Genomic DNA, 17,609 nt, shown 5'->3' on the forward strand with positions numbered 1-17,609 from the left:
TTGGGCAGATTTTCTATATGTATATAGAATATCCTCAATATACTCACCAAAAGCAGAAAACGGTACAAACGCATAATGTTGATATTGTGATAATTGGCAATTCTCGTGCAAAATCTGGTTTTATCCCAAATGAAATTAAAGATTCTAGCTCTATTAATCTTGGCGTAGGTGGTTCTAGCCCTATTATTGGATTCTATACATTAAAACGATATCTTGAAAACAATAAACCTCCAAAGGTTGTAGTTTTGTCATATTCCGCAGATTTTCTTATAGATCCCGCTGAGTATTTCTGGCAAGGTGGTGTAAAGACTAAATTTTTAGATTTTAATGAAATTTTTAGCGTTCTGGAAAAAGCTAGAGAGTTAAAAGATTGTATGCCATTTGAAAAATCTGGTGGGGGCTGTGAAAAAATAGATGTCTATAAATATTTTTTAGATTTAAGAAATTTTGGTGAAGAATTGACTACTATCAACATAACGCTAAGACGCTACAGAACCAATAAGCAAATATTGATAGAATTAGATGAATCAAAAGGACATTTCTATTATGGTAGAGAAAAAGCTGCTAATGGCAATTTTAGCGAAGTATCCCTGAAAGACTTTTCTGTCAGTCCTTTGGTGAGTTATTATCTTCATGAAATTGCCTCTCTTGCAAAGCAACATGGTATTATTGTGGCAATGTATGCAATGCCGATCAATATACATTCTTTTCAACACCTAAACCCAAGATTTTTGCAAAATTACAATAACTTTTATGATACCCTGCAAACACAATATGGAATTGTTGCGTTAAACAAACTTTATGCAATGCCAAATGAAGCATTTGGAGATCATTCTCACCTTTATGCAGGAGCAAAAGAAGTAACATGGGATATTTATGATAGATTAAGAAAAAGAAAGTTGATATGATGAGATTCATATCTATATAAGATATTCAATTCTCCACCTATTTCACAGAGTTCTTATTAAGATTATGACAAATTATCGCTTCATGTTGTTTTTATGCCATTAATACAATGACCATGTGTGTAGGTTTTGTAATTCTAAAAATTGCTTGACTTGTTTTTTTTTTTTTGTAATCTAGCGGACATGTTTTTGCTAAATGTAAAAAGGATATTTATGCTTTTTTCCTATCCGTTAGATTCTACACTTCTTTTGCGTAAGAAAAAATCGCTTAAGAAAAGGTTGCTAGATAATTTACAAACGAATACAGAATCCACTTTACACAAAAATATTGCTATTTTGGGTGGATCTAGCACGCAAGAAGTATGTGATATGCTAGAATTATTTTTGCTTGATTGCGGGATTGTGCCGCATTTTTATCAAAGCGAATATAATAAATTTTATGAAGATGCTGTTTTTGAAAATAAAGCCTTGAAGGATTTTAAGCCAGATATTATCTACATTCACACGAGCTTTGTTAATGTGCGTTTTGATGGGAGTGAATGGGCAGCTTTTACTCAAGTGTGGCAAAGTCTAAGCGATACATATCAATGTGCGATTATTCAAAATAATTTTGAATTGCCTCCGTATAGAATCTATGGCAACCTTGATTCTATCCTGCCGAGTGCGAAAACGCAGTATATCCACACGCTGAATGCGAAAATCCACACAAAAATATATGAAACCCCAAATCTCTATATACACGATATTTGCTATCTTTCAGCTAGTCTTGGACTAGAAAAATGGTATGACTTCTCGCTCTATGCAAGGACAAAATATGCCCTAAGTCTTGAGTGCATACCACATCTAGCGTGGAATCTAAGCCATATCATCAAAGCAATTTTTGGTATCAATAAAAAGGCTTTAGTGCTTGATTTAGACAATACGCTGTGGGGAGGTGTGATAGGCGATGATGGCTTAAGTGGGATACATATAGGCACAGAAACGCCATTGGCAGAGAGCTATACGCTCTTTCAAAAATACATTAAAGACTTAAAAGATCGCGGTATTATGCTCAGTGTCTGCTCTAAAAATGAATATGAAAATGCTAAAAACGGCTTCACACACCCTAGCTCCATTTTGCGATTTGATGATTTTATGAGTTTTCAGGCAAATTGGAATCTAAAAAGTGAGAATATAAAAGTCATAGCTAAAGAGCTAAATATTGGGCTAAATACACTTGTATTTATTGATGATAACCCAACTGAAAGACATCTTGTTTCACAATCTCTGCCAAGTGTAGCCGTGCCGGAATCCCACAACCAACAAATTGACAGAGATTCTCAAGCTGTCCCTCAAATGCTTGGCGTAGATGTGCTAGATTTTATCCCCCATATTGATAAAAATGGCTATTTTGAAAGTATCTCTGTATCACAAGAGGATTTAGAGCGTAATAGCTACTATACGCAAAACAAGGCAAGAGATGAGGCTTTAAGTGCATTTACAAACTACAACGAGTTTCTTCAAAGCCTTGCTATGAAAGCCCAAATTATTCCATTTTCTCCTCTATTTATGGAGCGTATAGCACAGCTTACAAATAAAACAAATCAGTTTAATCTCACCACTAAACGCTATACACAAGCCACTTTAGAATCCATAGCAAAAGATTCTAGCTTTATCACATTGCAGGGGCGGTTAAAAGATAAGTTTGGCGATAATGGGCTTATTGCCCTACTCATCGCAAGAATAGAGGATGAAACGGCACATATTGATTTGTGGCTTATGAGCTGCCGTGTCCTAAAGCGGACAATGGAGTATGCTATGCTTGATACCCTTATCAAACACGCAAAATCTAAGGGCGTGAAAACACTTATAGGCTATTACTACAAAACGCAGAAAAACGCTATGGTAGCGGATTTATATAGCGATTTTGGCTTTAGCTTGAAAGCACAAAATGGCGATGATAGCATTTGGCAGCTTGATATAGATAAGTATAAGCCCAAAGCTTATTTTATAGGAGTAAATGATGACTAAAGAAGCAATTCATAGTAAGGTGCAAGATATTTTTAGAGATATTTTTGATGATGAGACACTCAATATTACAGAGCAAACTCATAGTGAAGATATTGAAGAATGGGATTCTTTAAGTCATATTAATTTAGTTGCTGCGATTGAAAAAGAATTTTGCGTTAAATTTGCCTTAGGCGAACTGCAAGAGCTAAAAAATGTCGGCGATATGCTGAATCTTATTATAAAAAAGCGTGTATAAAATGAATGCTTACACATTTGATGAGATTAGCATAGGGCATACAGAAACTTTTGAATTTAGTGTGAGTGAAGAAAAAATGGATACATTTTTAAAGCTTACCAACGATACAAATCCTTTGCATATAGATTCTACTTATGCCAAGCAAAATGGCTTTAATTCTCGCGTAGCGTATGGAATGCTAAGCGCGAGCTTTCTATCAACCTTTGCAGGCGTGTATCTCCCCGGTAAGTTTTGCCTACTACACGAAGTGGCTATTGGATTCTTAAAGCCTGTGTATGTGGGCGATATGCTAAGAATCACAGGAAAAGTGATAGAAAAGCAAGAAGCATACAAGCAAATCACTATTAAAGTAGCTATTGAAAATACGGGGGGGGGGGTAAAACCATTTAAAATTGCCAAAGGACATATCAAAGCTGGTGTTTTACACTAGAGATTTTACACAAGGGGACAATATTGAAAGATTCCATTCTTATTACCGGAGCAAGTTCTGATTTAGGTGTATCACTTATTCAAAGGCTAGATTCTAAAGCTACCATTTTTGCACTTTATCATAGCAATAATGTTTTCAAGCAACAATGTTTTAATGATAGGCACATTATTCCACTGCAATGTGATTTGAGCAATACGCATCAAATACAAGCGATGATAGCACATATTCAAACCATAGATATACCTAACAAGATCGTTCATTTAGCTTCCCCTAGAATCTGCAATACACATTTTGGCAAACTTGCTTGGGAGGATTATAAAACACATTTAAGTATCTCTTTGGAATCCATATTTCACATTCTTCAAGCCTTTATACCGCAGCTTGTAAGGCAAAAAGATAAGCGGGATAAAAAGGTAGTCTTTATGCTTTCAAGCTACACTATGGGTGTCCCACCTGCGACGCTAAGTCATTATGTAACAGCAAAATATGCACTTTTAGGCTTACTTAAATCACTCGCAAGTGAGTATAGAAGCAAAAATATTCAATTTAATGCCATCTCTCCATCAATGATTGAAACAAAATTTCTATCAAATATAAATGAAAAAATAATAGAGCTAAACGCCTATAATCACCCACTTAAACGCAACGCTACAATAGATGATGTCCTGCCTGCACTGCTCTTTTTGCTAGGCAGAGAATCTAACTACATTAATGGCGAAAATCTCATCATATCTGGCGGAGAGGTGTTTTAATGCTATTTTCATCATATATCTTTATTTTTGCCTTTTTGCCTGTGGTGTTTTGTGTGTATTTTATGCTTAATCACAAAGGATTCTATAGGGCTTCTATTGTGTGGCTTACATTTGCTAGTTTATTCTTTTATTCATATTGGAATATTATGTATCTGCCGCTTTTGCTACTCTCCATTGGCTTTAATTACACAATTTCTGGCTTTATGCTAAAAGCTCAAGAGAAAGCAAAGCTTGGCAATGTGCTATTTTTGAGTAATAAAAAATTGCTTTACATCGCACTTATTTTTAATATCTCATTACTTTGTTTTTTTAAATATATGGACTTTTTTATAGAGAATGTGAATCTAGTTTTTGGCAGTGACATTGGGCTACTTCATATTGTGTTGCCTTTGGGGATTAGCTTTTTTACTATTACGCAAATTGCGTTTTTGGTGGATTGCTATGAAGGTTTGGTGAAAGAGAGAAATCCTATCAATTACGCACTTTTTGTTACATTTTTCCCTCATCTTATTGCCGGTCCTATTTTGCATCATAAAGAGATGATGCCCCAATTTGCCGATACGAATAATAAGATTCTAAACTATAAGAATCTCTCTCTTGGGCTATTTCTCTTTGCTATTGGTCTGTTTAAAAAAGTAGTCATTGCAGATAGTTTTGCAAAATGGGCGAATACTGGATTTAGTGTGGTAGAAAATGGCGAGATTCTTAATTTTTTTGAATCTTGGGCGAGTATTTTATGCTATGCCTTTCAGCTCTACTTTGACTTTAGCGGATATAGTGATATGGCTGTGGCTTTGGGACTTATGTTTAATATCAAACTGCCTATTAACTTTAACTCCCCATTTAAAGCGTGTAATATTTCTGATTTTTGGCGTAGGTGGCATATAAGCCTTACAAATTTCATCACCACTTATATCTATACGCCTATGATTAGAGCTTTTAAGAATCCTACATTTGCCAAAATGATGGTGGCTACATTTTTGACTTTTCTCATCGCTGGAATCTGGCACGGATCTGGCTGGGGCTTTGTGATATTTGGGGCTTTACACGGCTTAGCCCTTGTAATCCATCAATATTGGAGTAAAAAATGGAGTAAGATTCTAAAATTTAAATTTCCAAAGATTCTAGGTTGGCTACTCACTTTTCTACTCGTGCTTGTGGCTTGGGTATTCTTTCGTGCTGAAAATCTGCAAGGGGCGGTGAATCTGTTAAAGGGAATGTTTGGTGTTGTGTGGGTGGAGCTACCTACTAAGTGGTATATGGCTTCATCTGCATTACACGACATTCAAGGGCATGATAAGACTTTGGTTTTCTTGTTGTTAGGTTTTCTTATATGCTTATGTTGTCGCAATAGTATGCAAATACTAGAAAGATTTGACAAAAGAATATATCTTTTTTCCTTCTTTGCAAGTCTTATGTTTGCTTGTGCTATGTTTTATCTACTTGTTGCAGAAAGCTTACCAGAATTTATTTATTTTAATTTTTAGGGAATGTTATGCGATATAAAAAAGCAGTATTTATTATGATTCTTTTACAACCATTTTATCTTTTATGTTTGTATTGTCTTGTATTTTTTGGGCAGATTTTCTATATGCATATTGAGTATGCGATACATAGCAATAAAAAATACAAGACACAGCAGGCACACAATGCAGACATCATAATGATAGGAAATTCAAGAGCAAATGCTGGTTTTATCCCAAATGAAATTAAAGATTCTAACTCTATTAATCTTAGTGTAGGGGGTTCTAGTCCTATTACAGGTTTTTATACACTGAAAAGATATCTTCAGCATAATAAACCACCAAAGGTTGTAGTTTTGTCATATTCCGCAGATTATTTTATAGATCCATCTGATTATTTCTGGCAAGGTGGTGTAAAGACTAGATTTTTAGAATTCAACGAAATCTTTGAGGTTTTAGAGCATGCAAAAGCATTGAGCGAATGTGTATCGTTTGAAAAATCTGGTGGGGGCTGTGAAAAAATAGATGTCTATAAATATTTTTTAGATTTAAGAAATTTTGGTGAAGAGCTATCCGCTATAGATATAACATTAAGACGCTACAGGACAAATAGAAAAATTTTTGCGGAATTAGATGAATCAAAAGGACATTTCTATTATGGTAGAAAAAGTGCTGCGCATGGCAATTTTAGTGAAGTATCCCTAAAAGACTTTTCTGTCAGTCCTTTGGCAAGTTATTATCTTCATGAAATTGCCTCTCTTGCAAAGCAACATGGTATTATTGTGGCAATGTATGCAATGCCCTACAACGCATATTCACAACCTAATTTTAATCCACAATTTTTGCAAAAATATACTAATTTTTATAATACCCTAGAAGCACAATATGGCATTATTGCGCTCAATAAACCTTATATAATGCCAGATGAAGCATTTGGAGATCCAGCCCATCTTTATGCAGGAGCAAAAGAAGTAACATGGGATATTTATGATAAACTCATCGCAAAGAATCTACTAAAACAATAGAGAAATAATTATTTGGTGTAGCTATTTTGTAAATAAAACTCAATATAAAAACAACTCCAAACCTTGCATAAAAACAAAAAATATGTAAAAATACCCTAATCTAAAAACAGAAAGGATAAAACATGTGGGAAAATCCACTTGACAATATGGAAGTTTTTGAAGGCAGCCCAGTCGATAAATGGAAAGAAGTTATTTTTAATGCTAGTCGCACACTTGCTAGTAAAGAAATAGAGCGATTATTAGAAGAGTTGGCTCTATATGAAATGGCATTTGAAGCGGAAGAAAAGCCTACAAATCTTCGTGAGTTTTTCTATAATATCCACCATGATGCAGAGTTTAAGAAAAGATTCTTAGAAAAGAAAAATAGCCTAGCTATTGAATCTATGGCAAAGATTCTCAGTGAAAATGAATAGACACTATAAAGACTATATGATGGTAGTCAATATGCTATTGCCCCGTAAAAAGTATGTAAAAAGCCTTTTTATTGTATTAATAATGCTATGTTGCTACACGATAAGCCATGCAAAAGGCATTGTGCCGACAACAGAGCTTGACCTAGATCTGAAAAAAGATGAAGTAGTATATGCAACCATTAGTGCATCAAAAGATTCCCAAAGTATGAGTGCCACAAAAAACTTTACTTTGCGTTGGACTTTGTATCGTAATCAAGGGCTTGTAGTCCTTATGCGTTATGATAACTATCCCTATCAATTTATACTTTATAAGGATTATAGACTAAATAGCTTTACACTCAATCTACTTGACCCACAAGGTGTAAATAGAAGCCCAAAGCAACCGCAATTGCGTATAACATTTATGGGCATTGATGATCCATTTAATGATGAGAAAACCATTGCACACTTAAAAATCACTGGCTTTGGAGATATGGATTTTACACGGCAGTAGATTTTATCTTTAGTGGTTAAACATGAATAAAAACTACGGAATCACTCATGCAAAATTATTGTATGCTACACTACACACAAGATATGTGTTTGCTGGCTTATAAAGCATATTTTTCTTTTCACTTCTATTTGAGTTGCGGCAAGTATTAAACATCCTATCTACACAAATATTTGTTACAATTATCTTATTTTTGCCATATTTATTTTTTACAAGGATAGCTATGAAAATCATTGAGATTACCAACACCCAAACAGAGACATATATACTTGATAAATATGCGACACTTGCGGATAGGTCGGTTATGCTAAAGGTTGGTGGTAGCGTATTGTTATGCAGTGTTTGTGTAGATTATGAGAATCCAAGTAGTGAAGACTTCTTACCCCTTAGCGTCCAATATGTTGAGAAAATGTATGCTATCGGTAAAATCCCGCAAGGCTTCCTTAAAAAAGAGGGCAAACCAAGTGATAATGAGATTCTAATCTCGCGTTTAATCGATAGAAGTCTTCGCCCACTTTTCCCAAAAGACTATCCCTATCCCGTGCAAATCACAATACTTGTAATGAGCTATGATAATAAGATTGATATATGTCAAAAAGCTATGAATCTAGCAAGTATTTGTCTGTATCTCTCAAGCATTCCGCTAACACAAAAAGGGATTCTAAATGGCATAAGGGTTATGCGGCGTGATGATGAGTTTAGTCTTTGTGATGATTTAAATGATCTTTTAGAATCTAAACTAGATTTATTTGTAAGCGGCATAAATAATAATGTTAGCATGATAGAAATGCAAAGCTTAAAAACAACTACACAAAATAAAGATTCTATAATAGAAAATGCAAATGAGATAAGCAAAAATGACTTACTAGAAGCGATAAACCTAGCAAAAAAACATATAGAAACTATGTCTATGCTTTATATGAAGCATTTTGAGCCTTTTATTTTAGAAAAAAGGGAATATGAGGGTAGCAATAAGCTAGATTTAGCCTTGAAAGAAAGCTTAGAGAAAGAACACACAGATTCTATAAAAGAGTGTCTATGCGGCATGTCAAAGACAGAGCGACACACACAGCTTATAGCCCTTATTAAAGAGATTTCACAGACACACAATCTTGAGCGTGAAATTGTAGCAAAGCATGTATTTGCTATCAAAAAAGAGATTATGCGAAGCATGATTCTAAACGAGGGCAAAAGGGCTGATGGCAGAGCTTTAAGAGAGATACGAGAGATAAGTATAGAATCTAATCTTTTGCCTAAGACACATGGCAGCGCTTGTTTCACACGGGGGCAGACACAAGCCCTTGTTACCTGCACTCTAGGCAGTCAAAATGACGCACAAACACAAGAGGGCATTCTAACTCAGGGCAAAAGTAAGATTATATTCCATTATAACTTCCCCCCATTTAGTGTCGGCGAAGCCTATCCTATTGGGGCAAGTTCAAGACGAGAGTTAGGACATGGCAATCTTGCACTAAAGGCAATAGAATCTAATGTAGCAAATACGCCGCATACTATCCGCCTTGTATCAGAGATATTGCAGTCAAATGGCTCAAGCTCTATGGCGAGTGTATGCGGGGCTAGCCTTGCCCTGCTTGGTGCGGATATAAAAATGCATAATATGGTAGCAGGTATTGCAATGGGGCTAATTTATGAGAGTGAAGAGAGATTTGCGATACTAAGCGATATTATGGGCTTAGAAGACTTTGATGGCGATATGGATTTTAAGATTGCTGGGAATGAAAAGGGCTTTAGTGCCTTGCAGCTTGATATAAAGATACATGGACTTAGTGAATCTATACTAAACCAAAGCCTAGAGCAAGCAAGGGAAGGGATACTACATATTCTCTCACTCATGCGGAATGTAGAGATTAAGCCAAACTATGAGTTACTCCCGCAAAAAGAGAGCTTTTGTGTGCCACACACAAGCATTGGGGAGATAATCGGGCAAGGTGGGCGGACTATACGCGATATTATCTCTCGTTTTCAAGTTAGTATCAACATCGATAAAGATGAAGGTATCGTGCATATTAGTGCAAATAATAAAGATTCTATGCAGAATGCAAAAAATTTCATACTTGATCTTTTACGCAAAAAAGAGAAAAAAGAGTTGCCCTATAAAGTTGGAGAATGTGTTGAGGGTGTAGTGAGTAAGCAGGTAGAATCTGGCTTTCTAGTGGATTTAGCACAAGGTGGTAATGGAATCTTAAGGACTATTTCCATGCAAGAAGAGTTGCAAATAGGTCAAGCTTTATCTGTTAGGATTCTAAGTTGTAGTTATGGTAAGACTGAGTTAGAGATTATAGACAAAAAAGAAGAGAATGCAGAAAATTTAGGGGTTTAATATGCAAGTAGAGAATTTAGAAAATCTTAAGCAAGGCACTCTACTTGAATTACTAAAAGATCGTGAAACAAAAATCTATCGCATGATACATTACAACATGTCTATACGATATATAGGAAAACTATAAAATAAACTTTATATTTGCCGCAAAATGCCTAAAAGCAAGTATTTGCATGGGAAATAAAATAAAACTTAACATAGAATAATTTCTTTGAAACTTACTCATTGGAAACAAAATGCCCCCTTATGCAACCACAAAGCAATATATGTTAAATTTACAAAAACAATATAGAATCCTTTGCAAAAAATCTATAAAAAGGAATGCAATGTTTCGCAATATGCTTAAATATTATCTGCATGTTGTTTTATTTATCATGTTTATAAATACAAATTATTTATTTTCGCAAAATTATGGTGGAAATTATGATTGGCGTATGCTTGGTGGGGGACCATTGCAGCTTGTATCATTTCACATTGGCACAAATACAAGTATCAATCGCAATTCCACAGGCTATAATATCGGTGGGAGTGTGGGGTGGAACTATCTATCGAGTTTTTATAACGCATTTGATGGCATTGATCATATTTTTGATATGGGCGTAAGAGTTAAATACATGTTTAATGATTCCATTATTAAAAGCCATCTTGTTGGGACGGAGCTTTATTTTCATTTCCCATGTAGCACGACTAACCTTTTTCGTCATGCACCACAGCCTCTTTCGCTTATTATCGGCGGTGGGGCAATCTTTGCAAAAAATAATACTCAAGCGCAGAATCTATCTTTAAACGAAACAACAGGGTATTATGTAGAAGTGGGTGTTGGACTTTTTAAATACTTTGTTATTAATGCAAATTTATTATATCGTGCGAGTTTTTTTCAACCAAATGCTTTGAATATACAGCCTATCGAGCATAATTTCCTTGTGGAATTTGCGATTTTTTAGGGATTATAAGTTTAATCACTTACTTATTAAAAGCTGGTGCTATCAAAGCAGCTGGGATATAAATCGGTAGGGCAACAGCCGTTATAGCAGCAGCTGGATATACCGCAAATGGAAAGCGAAGTGAGAGCTGAACGGAGTGTTGCGTGGGGGCATTTGTGATAAAATCGCTTCTAAATACAAGTGAAGCATGCACGGGGCTACTTGGTAAAATAAGCATACCAGCATCTATATATGTCCCACCATTTATACCTATATTATCAAGTCTGCCACCAACCCCAAATACTACACTTGCAATTTGCCAACCTTGAATGTTAAACAAAGGCGGATGATAATATGTCTCAATGCCAAATCTATGTGTGCCATAACTTCTTACATCAAAGCCATACTCATATCTACCCTTTACACCAAAATCTAAGATTCTACAAGATGACCCGCCAATTCCCATCCACCCTATATCAAATGCAAGATGATGGGCTGGAAGTTGTCTATCCATCATAATAGAATCTGTGCTATGTGAAGATAGACTAAAGCCATATCCATATTCTGCTCCAAAAATATTACTAATAGCACTCAAATAGGTCATATTTTTATAAAAAGGCATGTTTTCATTCAATAAATCCCCATCGGATATATAGCGAATAAAAGATTCACAAGCCCTAGCGCTATTGCCTATAAAGATACTTATGATAAGAATGTATAAGGTATGTTTATAGAGTTTATTATAAAGTGGCATAAATGATAATTCCCATAGATTTGAATCTGTCTATTATAGCATTTGTTTGTTTTAAGAGAATGGCTTTGTTATAATTTAATCCGTTGTGATTATAGCAGGCAATGTGCTTGAGATTCTAATAGAGAGATTCAAATATGAGTAATTTAATAGGGATTTATGCAAAACACTTGCATTGCGAGTTATTTTATAGTAGGATTTCATAGATTTTCTTAGAGAAATACTATTTGCTTAAATCAATGTAAGTTTAGAATCTTCTTTGCTTAGTCGTTCCATAGTTTTGCAAGCAAACCGCTGTATTTGTAAATATTTTTGCCACAGATGTGTAAAATGCAGAATGATATATTGATTGGTATTATTGGATTGATATTTTGGAATCTCTTTTGCTTGTATAGGCGTTTAGTTAGTGTATTTTAGAATCTAGTGATTTTGTTGGTTGGAGTGTGTTGTGCGTTGTTGTAAAGTGCTGTTTATGTGTTTATGTGTAGTCTCTTTGTTGTTTGCTGAAGGTGATTTATCTGTGGGCGAAAAAGCTGATGTGGAGCAGCTTGAGCTTGCTGGTGGAGATTCATTTGAATATGATATTGACAATAAAATCCGTAGGGCAAAAAGCAGCGTGCAAGTTGGCGTGGGTATAAACTTCACACATAATGTTGATACGAAAGCATTGCAGGTAAATGCGAGTGTAGCACTTGGATATAGTTACTTTTTTCATAAGACTTTTGGCGTAAGGCTGAATGGCATTTTTGATAATACGCAGACAAGCTATTTTGGTGGGGTTGGATTGGATGTTATGTGGGATTTTATCCAGACAGAGCCATTTGGCTTTGGTGTGCTTGTTGGCAGTAGTGCTGGATATACAGAGCGATATGGCACTTATAAGAATGGTGGATTTTTAGGATACTTTCATGTGGGGCTAGGCATGGTGTTTGATGGTGGTAGAAGTAGGCTTGATGGTATTACTAGGATACCATATAATACTATTGGCACAGCAGGACAAATATCGACAGATATTACTTATGTGCTCATGTATTCCTATACTTTTTAATTATTTATTTTGCATTAGAAGACTTTGTGGTTCTTGCGGTAAGATAGTGAGAATCATAGAGTGTTTTTTATTTCTCTATTTTGTATATATTTTCAGAATCATATATAATTACTATGCTTTGAGTTATCAAGTTGAGATAGTTTTGGAAAATAGATTCTAATTAAGATATATGACTTAAAATGGCTTGGATTCTCTGCATTAAATATGTTTGGAAATATTATGTGATTAGAAAGATGATGACAATGAGAGTAATGAAATTAAAATCTTTTAATTTCATTACTGCAATAAAATTTATAAAAAAGCTAAGTCTTAATCTAGATTAAGACTTTGAGAGTTACACAGAATCTATACTTATTTGCCTATAAGTGTTTTAATGTATTGATCTGCTAAATAAAGCCCATTGCTTTGTTCGCCGATAAGCTTTATTTTATCCACTATGCCACGAAACAACGCCTCTTCTTCATGCTGCTCTGCTACATACCACTGCAAAAAGTTAAAAGTTGAATAATCCTTATTTTCTAGCATAAAACTTACAAGATCATTAATCGATTTTGTGATCGATAACTCATGTTGATAAGTTTTTTCAAACACATCAAGTAAATTTTTGAAATTAGATTCTGGCTTTTCTATCGCTTGTAGCTCCACAACAGAATCTGTTTCATTAAGATAAGTGATTAGCTTTTTAGCATGATCGCTTTCTTGTCCTGCATGTGAAAATAAAAACTGCCCCGCACCATCTAATCTGTTATGAAAACACCATGAACTCATACTTAAATACAGATTTGATGCAAACATTTCTTTTGCAACTTGCTCATTTAACTTTTTTGTAACTTCAGCTGATAACATATTATGCTCCTATATAATAAAATATTTTGATAATTTGATACAATTTCAAATTAACTTTATCATTATAGTATATTAAATGATAATAAGTCAATATGTAATCCACTTTTTACTATAATATGTAAATTATAAAAAAATATTATAGAAATGTTTTGGTAATAATATGTGGAGTCTAGATTTACAAACACATTATTGTTGAAGTATTAAGATATGGATTCTATATGCTATGTCGAGATGGTGTAAAAGTCATAATACAAAATATATTGTAAAGGTAATTATGAAAAATGGGGAATCTAAAACTCTATTCACAAAGTCTCTGTGTGTAGATTTGCATATTGCTAATTTCTTTGTAAATGTTAAAATGATTAAGCATATACTTATGAATCAAGGAAACAAAGGCAATTGATTTAGGGCTTTATGTTCTGTAAATCCAAAGCGGATATTAAGATTCTGTATGGCTTGTCCTGCTGCACCTTTTACAAGATTATCAAGGGCTCCCATCATAATTAATCGCTTATTTCGTTTATCAAGACATACACTCACATCGACAAAATTACTCCCTTTAACCCAACGCGTTTGCGGTGCTACGCCATATTCTAGCACTCTAACAAAATAGCTATTAGCATAAAAATTTGTAAGAATCTCTTGTATCTCTTTCTCTGTAATGCTCTCATATTTACTCTCTAATTGTGCGTAAGCAGTGATTAAAATGCCGCGATTCATAGGGATTAAATGTGGTGTGAAGCTAAGCGTGATTTCACTATTTGAAATGATAGATAAATTCTCTTCAATCTCTGCTGTGTGTCTATGATTTATAAGCCCATAGGCTTTCACATTTTCATGCACTTCGCAAAAGAGATTATCTAGCTTTGTGCTACGACCAGCCCCCGATACCCCACTTTTTGCATCGATTATAATGCTTTTTTTATCAATGATTCCATGCTTTAAAAATGGAGCGATACACAATGTGCTACAAGTAGGATAGCAGCCCGGATTTGCTATGAGATTTGCTTCTTTAATGCTATCTCTATAAAGCTCACTTAGCCCATATACAGAATCTTGTAGTAAAGAAATATTTGGGTGAGTGAAGTTATAATACTCTTCGTATTTCTTAGCATTTTTCAAGCGAAAATCTGCGGATAAGTCAATAATTACGCATTTTTTTAGCATATCTTTCGTGAGTATTTTTGCTAAAAAATCATGCGGGGTTGCTGCTAGAATGCAGTCATTTTCTTCACACACAGATTCTAAGTCTTTATTATCCATGATAGAATCAAAGTGTTTATAAAAATGCCCTAAGCTTTTATCTATCCTTTGCCCAGATTGTGTATTTGCCCCAAAATAATTGAGTTTTACCTCATCATGTGCGTTTAAGATTCTAAGAATCTCTGCACCACCATAGCCACTTGTCCCAAGAACCGCAACTTTTAACATATCATTTCCTTATTTTTATCTACAAATTCATGCTCATACACACGCAATAAAGCGATAAAAAGCGCTGTAATCGCAGGTCCAATAATAATGCCCCAAAAGCCAAACGCCCCAATACCCGCTAAAATCGCAAAGAATATCACAAACTCATTAATCTGTAAAGGCGTGCGTAAAATCCGCTTATTCACAATGCCTATAAGCCATGGCTTTACAATATTATCGATTATAAAGCCAATAAATACCGCACTATAAAGCCCTACAATTACCGCACCTTTAAAATCGCCCTGATACACAAGTATAGCACATATTGGCAGCCATACAATCACCCCGCCAACAATTGGAATCATAGAGCAGATTCCATACAAAATACCAAGCAAAACCCCATCAAAGCCAAAAAAATACGCAATAATCCCAAATGCAGTCCCCTGCATAACAACATTAAAAAAAGTAGAGAGAAATACAAGTCGCAAAGTCCCGCTAACTTCCATTGCCACTTCATTAATCTGTGCTTCTTCAAAAGGCAATATGCGTTTCATATACGCATAAAGCCGCTCTCCAAAGTAAAAAAACACAAATAAAAATACAATAATAACAAAGCCATCGATAATAAATTTTAAGCCATTCTCTCCCACTATGCTAGATAATTTTAAGACTATGCCAGAGATTTTAGCAAATGAGATTTCATTCAATAATGAAGGCAAATAATCGTGTATAAAAGGTAGTTTTTCAGCAAGATTCTGTAATGCTAGTTTTGATTGGTCAAACATGCTTTGCAAACTCAACCAATTGATCATTTTCACACCTAAAAACGCACGATAACACACAAATAATACGGGTATAAATACTAGTCCTATCATAAGCAAAAGTGCGAATAGAGATGCTAAGAGTGCATTTTTTACATAGTTTTGCAACCAATGTTTTAACCAAATCGTAGCAACACAAAGCAAAAATGCAATCAATATATTAAATAAATAAGCTTGATACAGCATAAGTGTCGCCACACATACACCACCAAACAATAAACCAAAAACTATTTTGCTTTGCATTTTTTGTCTCATATCTTAGAATCTAAAGCTGACATTATAGCTTAGATACATATAAGATAAAATAATCTAGCTAAAAAACAATACTAAATTTATCACATAAAATATAGACGCACAAATAAGACTTGCAACATACGCCCATAAAAATCGCATAGCAAATAGACATAATAAAAGATAAAAGAGCAAAAACCATAAAGGTGTATAAAGCATGGATAAAGAAAATTCATGTGATATAACCCATAAAATTACAGAATCAAATATATCTCCAAAGCCAAAAATATGTGCGATGATAACAAATGGAAAGATTAGGGCAAAAAGAATGCTAAGCGGTATTGAGATGATTTGATAAGGTGAGAATTGCGGGAAAAAGTAATGCGTAATAGGAATCATTTGCAAAAAAATAATGCAATTAAATAGCACAACGCCAAATACAAACTTTTTTAGCCCCTTATAGTTTGCACTCATACTAGCAAAATGCCGCATAAATAAAAAGATACAAAACACCCCCGCCACAGAGAGCAAAAAGCCAATATGAAACAAAAGGCTAACATTCCATGCAAGTCCAAATAAAACGCATAAGAAAAGATTCAAAAAATTTGTAATTTGCAATCCAAAAAGAAGTATCATGTATGCAAAACATGCCATGATAAATGCCCGTAAGAAACTTGGCTGAAAATCAATCAATACAAGATAAAAGAATACAAAAATAAGCCCCAACAAACCTAAATCATACACCGCATTACGATAGCAAAAATAGCGATGAAATATAAAGTAAATAGGACACACAAGGGCATAAAATATAAAGCTTAGGATAGCAAGATGAAAGCCGCTAATAGCAATCAAATGGGCTAATCCAAAGACAATAGCCCCTTGCCTTAAGGGCTTTTCTAAATGATCTGCAAAAAATAGGGCATTATATAGATTTGCTGCTAATTTATCTTCATGTTGAGCGTTAATAAGGTGTCGCAAAAACTGCTTTTTATCAATGCTTGGGAGAAGTGATAGGCTTGAGTTATAGATATTACAACTACGCAAAAATTGCAAAAAACTGCATTTATAAATCTTACCATACACAAGAGCCTTTTTACCTGCTATTTGCTTAAATTTCCCCTTATATGTCGCATAGAATATGTTGCCTTGTGAATCTTGTAGCTTAAATCTCTCGCTATTTTCCTTTTTTGTGTAGTGCAAAAGTATTGTTGCCTCAAAGACATGCCCTTGCTTTAGGGCTAGAAAAGTTTGATATTTTGTAAAAAGATTGTAAGAGCAAAGCACAAGTAATATGAAAATAAGGATAATATAGTGCTTTAATGGAATCTCTATGGCAAAAAAGTTTGTCTTATTCTGTCTTGTGTTTATAAAATAGATTTGTCGCAACTTGTGCTGGATTGTTTGTGAGATGGTTTGTAAAAGATTTTGCAAAGACTTCATTGCTTTATCCTATTTGGATTCTAATTGATTAAGATTCTAAATCATAATAGAAGTATAGAATCCATGTCTCTCAAA

19 protein-coding genes are annotated in these 17,609 nt (G+C 34.4%); 13 read left to right on the forward strand and 6 right to left on the reverse strand.

Features of this window, described 5'->3' with window-relative positions; genetic code table 11:
* The 12 genes from C6H17_RS05615 to C6H17_RS05670 all read left to right on the forward strand — a co-directional run.
* The coding region (locus C6H17_RS05615; RefSeq protein ID WP_233714096.1) for a hypothetical protein at positions 1 to 908 on the forward strand (908 nt) is incomplete at its 5' end.
* Between the two features lie 210 nt (positions 909 to 1,118).
* Complete coding sequence (locus tag C6H17_RS05620; protein ID WP_020995624.1) at positions 1,119 to 2,915, forward strand: HAD-IIIC family phosphatase; 1,797 nt, start codon at positions 1,119 to 1,121, stop codon at positions 2,913 to 2,915.
* Complete coding sequence (locus tag C6H17_RS05625; RefSeq protein ID WP_005218994.1) at positions 2,908 to 3,150, forward strand: acyl carrier protein; 243 nt, start codon at positions 2,908 to 2,910, stop codon at positions 3,148 to 3,150. Before C6H17_RS05620 ends, C6H17_RS05625 begins: the two co-directional genes overlap by 8 nt.
* A 1-nt stretch (position 3,151) precedes the next feature.
* Positions 3,152 to 3,580: a MaoC/PaaZ C-terminal domain-containing protein gene (locus tag C6H17_RS05630; protein WP_104731374.1), complete on the forward strand. Its 429-nt coding sequence runs from the start codon at positions 3,152 to 3,154 to the stop codon at positions 3,578 to 3,580.
* Between the two features lie 23 nt (positions 3,581 to 3,603).
* On the forward strand, positions 3,604 to 4,332 hold the full coding sequence (locus C6H17_RS05635; protein WP_005218998.1) for an SDR family NAD(P)-dependent oxidoreductase: 729 nt from the start codon (positions 3,604 to 3,606) through the stop codon (positions 4,330 to 4,332).
* Positions 4,332 to 5,819 carry an MBOAT family O-acyltransferase gene (locus tag C6H17_RS05640; protein ID WP_020995626.1) on the forward strand — a complete coding sequence of 496 codons (1,488 nt, stop codon included), beginning with the start codon at positions 4,332 to 4,334 and terminating at the stop codon, positions 5,817 to 5,819. Before C6H17_RS05635 ends, C6H17_RS05640 begins: the two co-directional genes overlap by 1 nt.
* An 8-nt stretch (positions 5,820 to 5,827) precedes the next feature.
* Positions 5,828 to 6,820 carry a hypothetical protein gene (locus tag C6H17_RS05645; protein WP_020995627.1) on the forward strand — a complete coding sequence of 331 codons (993 nt, stop codon included), beginning with the start codon at positions 5,828 to 5,830 and terminating at the stop codon, positions 6,818 to 6,820.
* A gap of 122 nt (positions 6,821 to 6,942) precedes the next feature.
* On the forward strand, positions 6,943 to 7,233 hold the full coding sequence (locus C6H17_RS05650; RefSeq protein WP_004088200.1) for a DUF2018 family protein: 291 nt from the start codon (positions 6,943 to 6,945) through the stop codon (positions 7,231 to 7,233).
* Entirely contained in the window at positions 7,226 to 7,726 is a 501-nt protein-coding gene (locus C6H17_RS05655) for a hypothetical protein (RefSeq protein ID WP_004088192.1), read from the forward strand. The genes C6H17_RS05650 and C6H17_RS05655 overlap by 8 nt, the downstream gene beginning before the upstream one ends.
* 220 nt (positions 7,727 to 7,946) lie before the next feature.
* A complete protein-coding gene (locus C6H17_RS05665) occupies positions 7,947 to 10,064 on the forward strand; it encodes a polyribonucleotide nucleotidyltransferase (protein ID WP_020995628.1) in 2,118 nt (705 codons plus the stop codon).
* 1 nt (position 10,065) lies between these two features.
* On the forward strand, positions 10,066 to 10,191 hold the full coding sequence (locus C6H17_RS13265) for a hypothetical protein (RefSeq protein WP_020995629.1): 126 nt from the start codon (positions 10,066 to 10,068) through the stop codon (positions 10,189 to 10,191).
* A 199-nt stretch (positions 10,192 to 10,390) separates the two neighbouring features.
* Positions 10,391 to 11,008, forward strand: a complete 618-nt coding sequence (locus C6H17_RS05670; protein WP_004088188.1) for a hypothetical protein — start codon at positions 10,391 to 10,393, stop codon at positions 11,006 to 11,008.
* A 19-nt stretch (positions 11,009 to 11,027) separates the two neighbouring features.
* Here C6H17_RS05670 and C6H17_RS05675 read toward each other — a convergent pair whose 3' ends face one another.
* Positions 11,028 to 11,621, reverse strand: coding sequence for a hypothetical protein (locus C6H17_RS05675; RefSeq protein WP_223808340.1), 594 nt, complete (start codon positions 11,619 to 11,621; stop codon positions 11,028 to 11,030).
* A 195-nt stretch (positions 11,622 to 11,816) separates the two neighbouring features.
* Positions 11,817 to 11,942, reverse strand: a complete 126-nt coding sequence (locus C6H17_RS13270; protein ID WP_263363167.1) for a hypothetical protein — start codon at positions 11,940 to 11,942, stop codon at positions 11,817 to 11,819.
* 244 nt (positions 11,943 to 12,186) lie between these two features.
* Between C6H17_RS13270 and C6H17_RS05680 the strand changes: the two genes are divergently transcribed.
* Positions 12,187 to 12,786 carry a hypothetical protein gene (locus tag C6H17_RS05680; protein WP_020995630.1) on the forward strand — a complete coding sequence of 200 codons (600 nt, stop codon included), beginning with the start codon at positions 12,187 to 12,189 and terminating at the stop codon, positions 12,784 to 12,786.
* Positions 12,787 to 13,137: 351 nt separating this feature from the next.
* On the opposite strand, the gene C6H17_RS05685 is transcribed toward C6H17_RS05680, so the two are convergent.
* From C6H17_RS05685 to C6H17_RS05700, 4 genes are all read right to left on the reverse strand, one after another.
* On the reverse strand, positions 13,138 to 13,632 hold the full coding sequence (locus tag C6H17_RS05685) for a ferritin (protein WP_004088183.1): 495 nt from the start codon (positions 13,630 to 13,632) through the stop codon (positions 13,138 to 13,140).
* 381 nt (positions 13,633 to 14,013) lie between these two features.
* Positions 14,014 to 15,063, reverse strand: a complete 1,050-nt coding sequence (argC, locus tag C6H17_RS05690) for an N-acetyl-gamma-glutamyl-phosphate reductase (RefSeq protein WP_005219008.1) — start codon at positions 15,061 to 15,063, stop codon at positions 14,014 to 14,016.
* Positions 15,057 to 16,106: an AI-2E family transporter gene (locus C6H17_RS05695; protein WP_005219010.1), complete on the reverse strand. Its 1,050-nt coding sequence runs from the start codon at positions 16,104 to 16,106 to the stop codon at positions 15,057 to 15,059. The genes argC and C6H17_RS05695 overlap by 7 nt, the downstream gene beginning before the upstream one ends.
* A 66-nt stretch (positions 16,107 to 16,172) precedes the next feature.
* Positions 16,173 to 17,534: a ComEC/Rec2 family competence protein gene (locus tag C6H17_RS05700; RefSeq protein WP_020995632.1), complete on the reverse strand. Its 1,362-nt coding sequence runs from the start codon at positions 17,532 to 17,534 to the stop codon at positions 16,173 to 16,175.
* Between the last annotated feature and the right edge of the window lie 75 nt (positions 17,535 to 17,609).

Origin of the sequence: Helicobacter rappini (genome assembly GCF_900198625.1) — a bacterium.
GTDB lineage: Bacteria > Campylobacterota > Campylobacteria > Campylobacterales > Helicobacteraceae > Helicobacter_A > Helicobacter_A rappini.

Excerpts from the sequence above, each read along its gene's own strand:
- C6H17_RS05620 (WP_020995624.1), top strand. The coding sequence starts at position 1,119 with ATGCTTTTTTCCTATCCGTTAGATTCTACACTTCTTTTGCGTAAGAAA.
- C6H17_RS05625 (WP_005218994.1), top strand. The coding sequence starts at position 2,908 with ATGACTAAAGAAGCAATTCATAGTAAGGTGCAAGATATTTTTAGAGAT.
- C6H17_RS05630 (WP_104731374.1), top strand. The coding sequence starts at position 3,152 with ATGAATGCTTACACATTTGATGAGATTAGCATAGGGCATACAGAAACT.
- C6H17_RS05640 (WP_020995626.1), top strand. The coding sequence starts at position 4,332 with ATGCTATTTTCATCATATATCTTTATTTTTGCCTTTTTGCCTGTGGTG.
- C6H17_RS05645 (WP_020995627.1), top strand. The coding sequence starts at position 5,828 with ATGCGATATAAAAAAGCAGTATTTATTATGATTCTTTTACAACCATTT.
- C6H17_RS05650 (WP_004088200.1), top strand. The coding sequence starts at position 6,943 with ATGTGGGAAAATCCACTTGACAATATGGAAGTTTTTGAAGGCAGCCCA.
- C6H17_RS05655 (WP_004088192.1), top strand. The coding sequence starts at position 7,226 with ATGAATAGACACTATAAAGACTATATGATGGTAGTCAATATGCTATTG.
- C6H17_RS05665 (WP_020995628.1), top strand. The coding sequence starts at position 7,947 with ATGAAAATCATTGAGATTACCAACACCCAAACAGAGACATATATACTT.
- C6H17_RS13265 (WP_020995629.1), top strand. The coding sequence starts at position 10,066 with ATGCAAGTAGAGAATTTAGAAAATCTTAAGCAAGGCACTCTACTTGAA.
- C6H17_RS05670 (WP_004088188.1), top strand. The coding sequence starts at position 10,391 with ATGTTTCGCAATATGCTTAAATATTATCTGCATGTTGTTTTATTTATC.
- C6H17_RS13270 (WP_263363167.1), bottom strand. The coding sequence starts at position 11,942 with ATGAAATCCTACTATAAAATAACTCGCAATGCAAGTGTTTTGCATAAA.
- C6H17_RS05685 (WP_004088183.1), bottom strand. The coding sequence starts at position 13,632 with ATGTTATCAGCTGAAGTTACAAAAAAGTTAAATGAGCAAGTTGCAAAA.
- argC (WP_005219008.1), bottom strand. The coding sequence starts at position 15,063 with ATGTTAAAAGTTGCGGTTCTTGGGACAAGTGGCTATGGTGGTGCAGAG.
- C6H17_RS05695 (WP_005219010.1), bottom strand. The coding sequence starts at position 16,106 with ATGCAAAGCAAAATAGTTTTTGGTTTATTGTTTGGTGGTGTATGTGTG.
- C6H17_RS05700 (WP_020995632.1), bottom strand. The coding sequence starts at position 17,534 with ATGAAGTCTTTGCAAAATCTTTTACAAACCATCTCACAAACAATCCAG.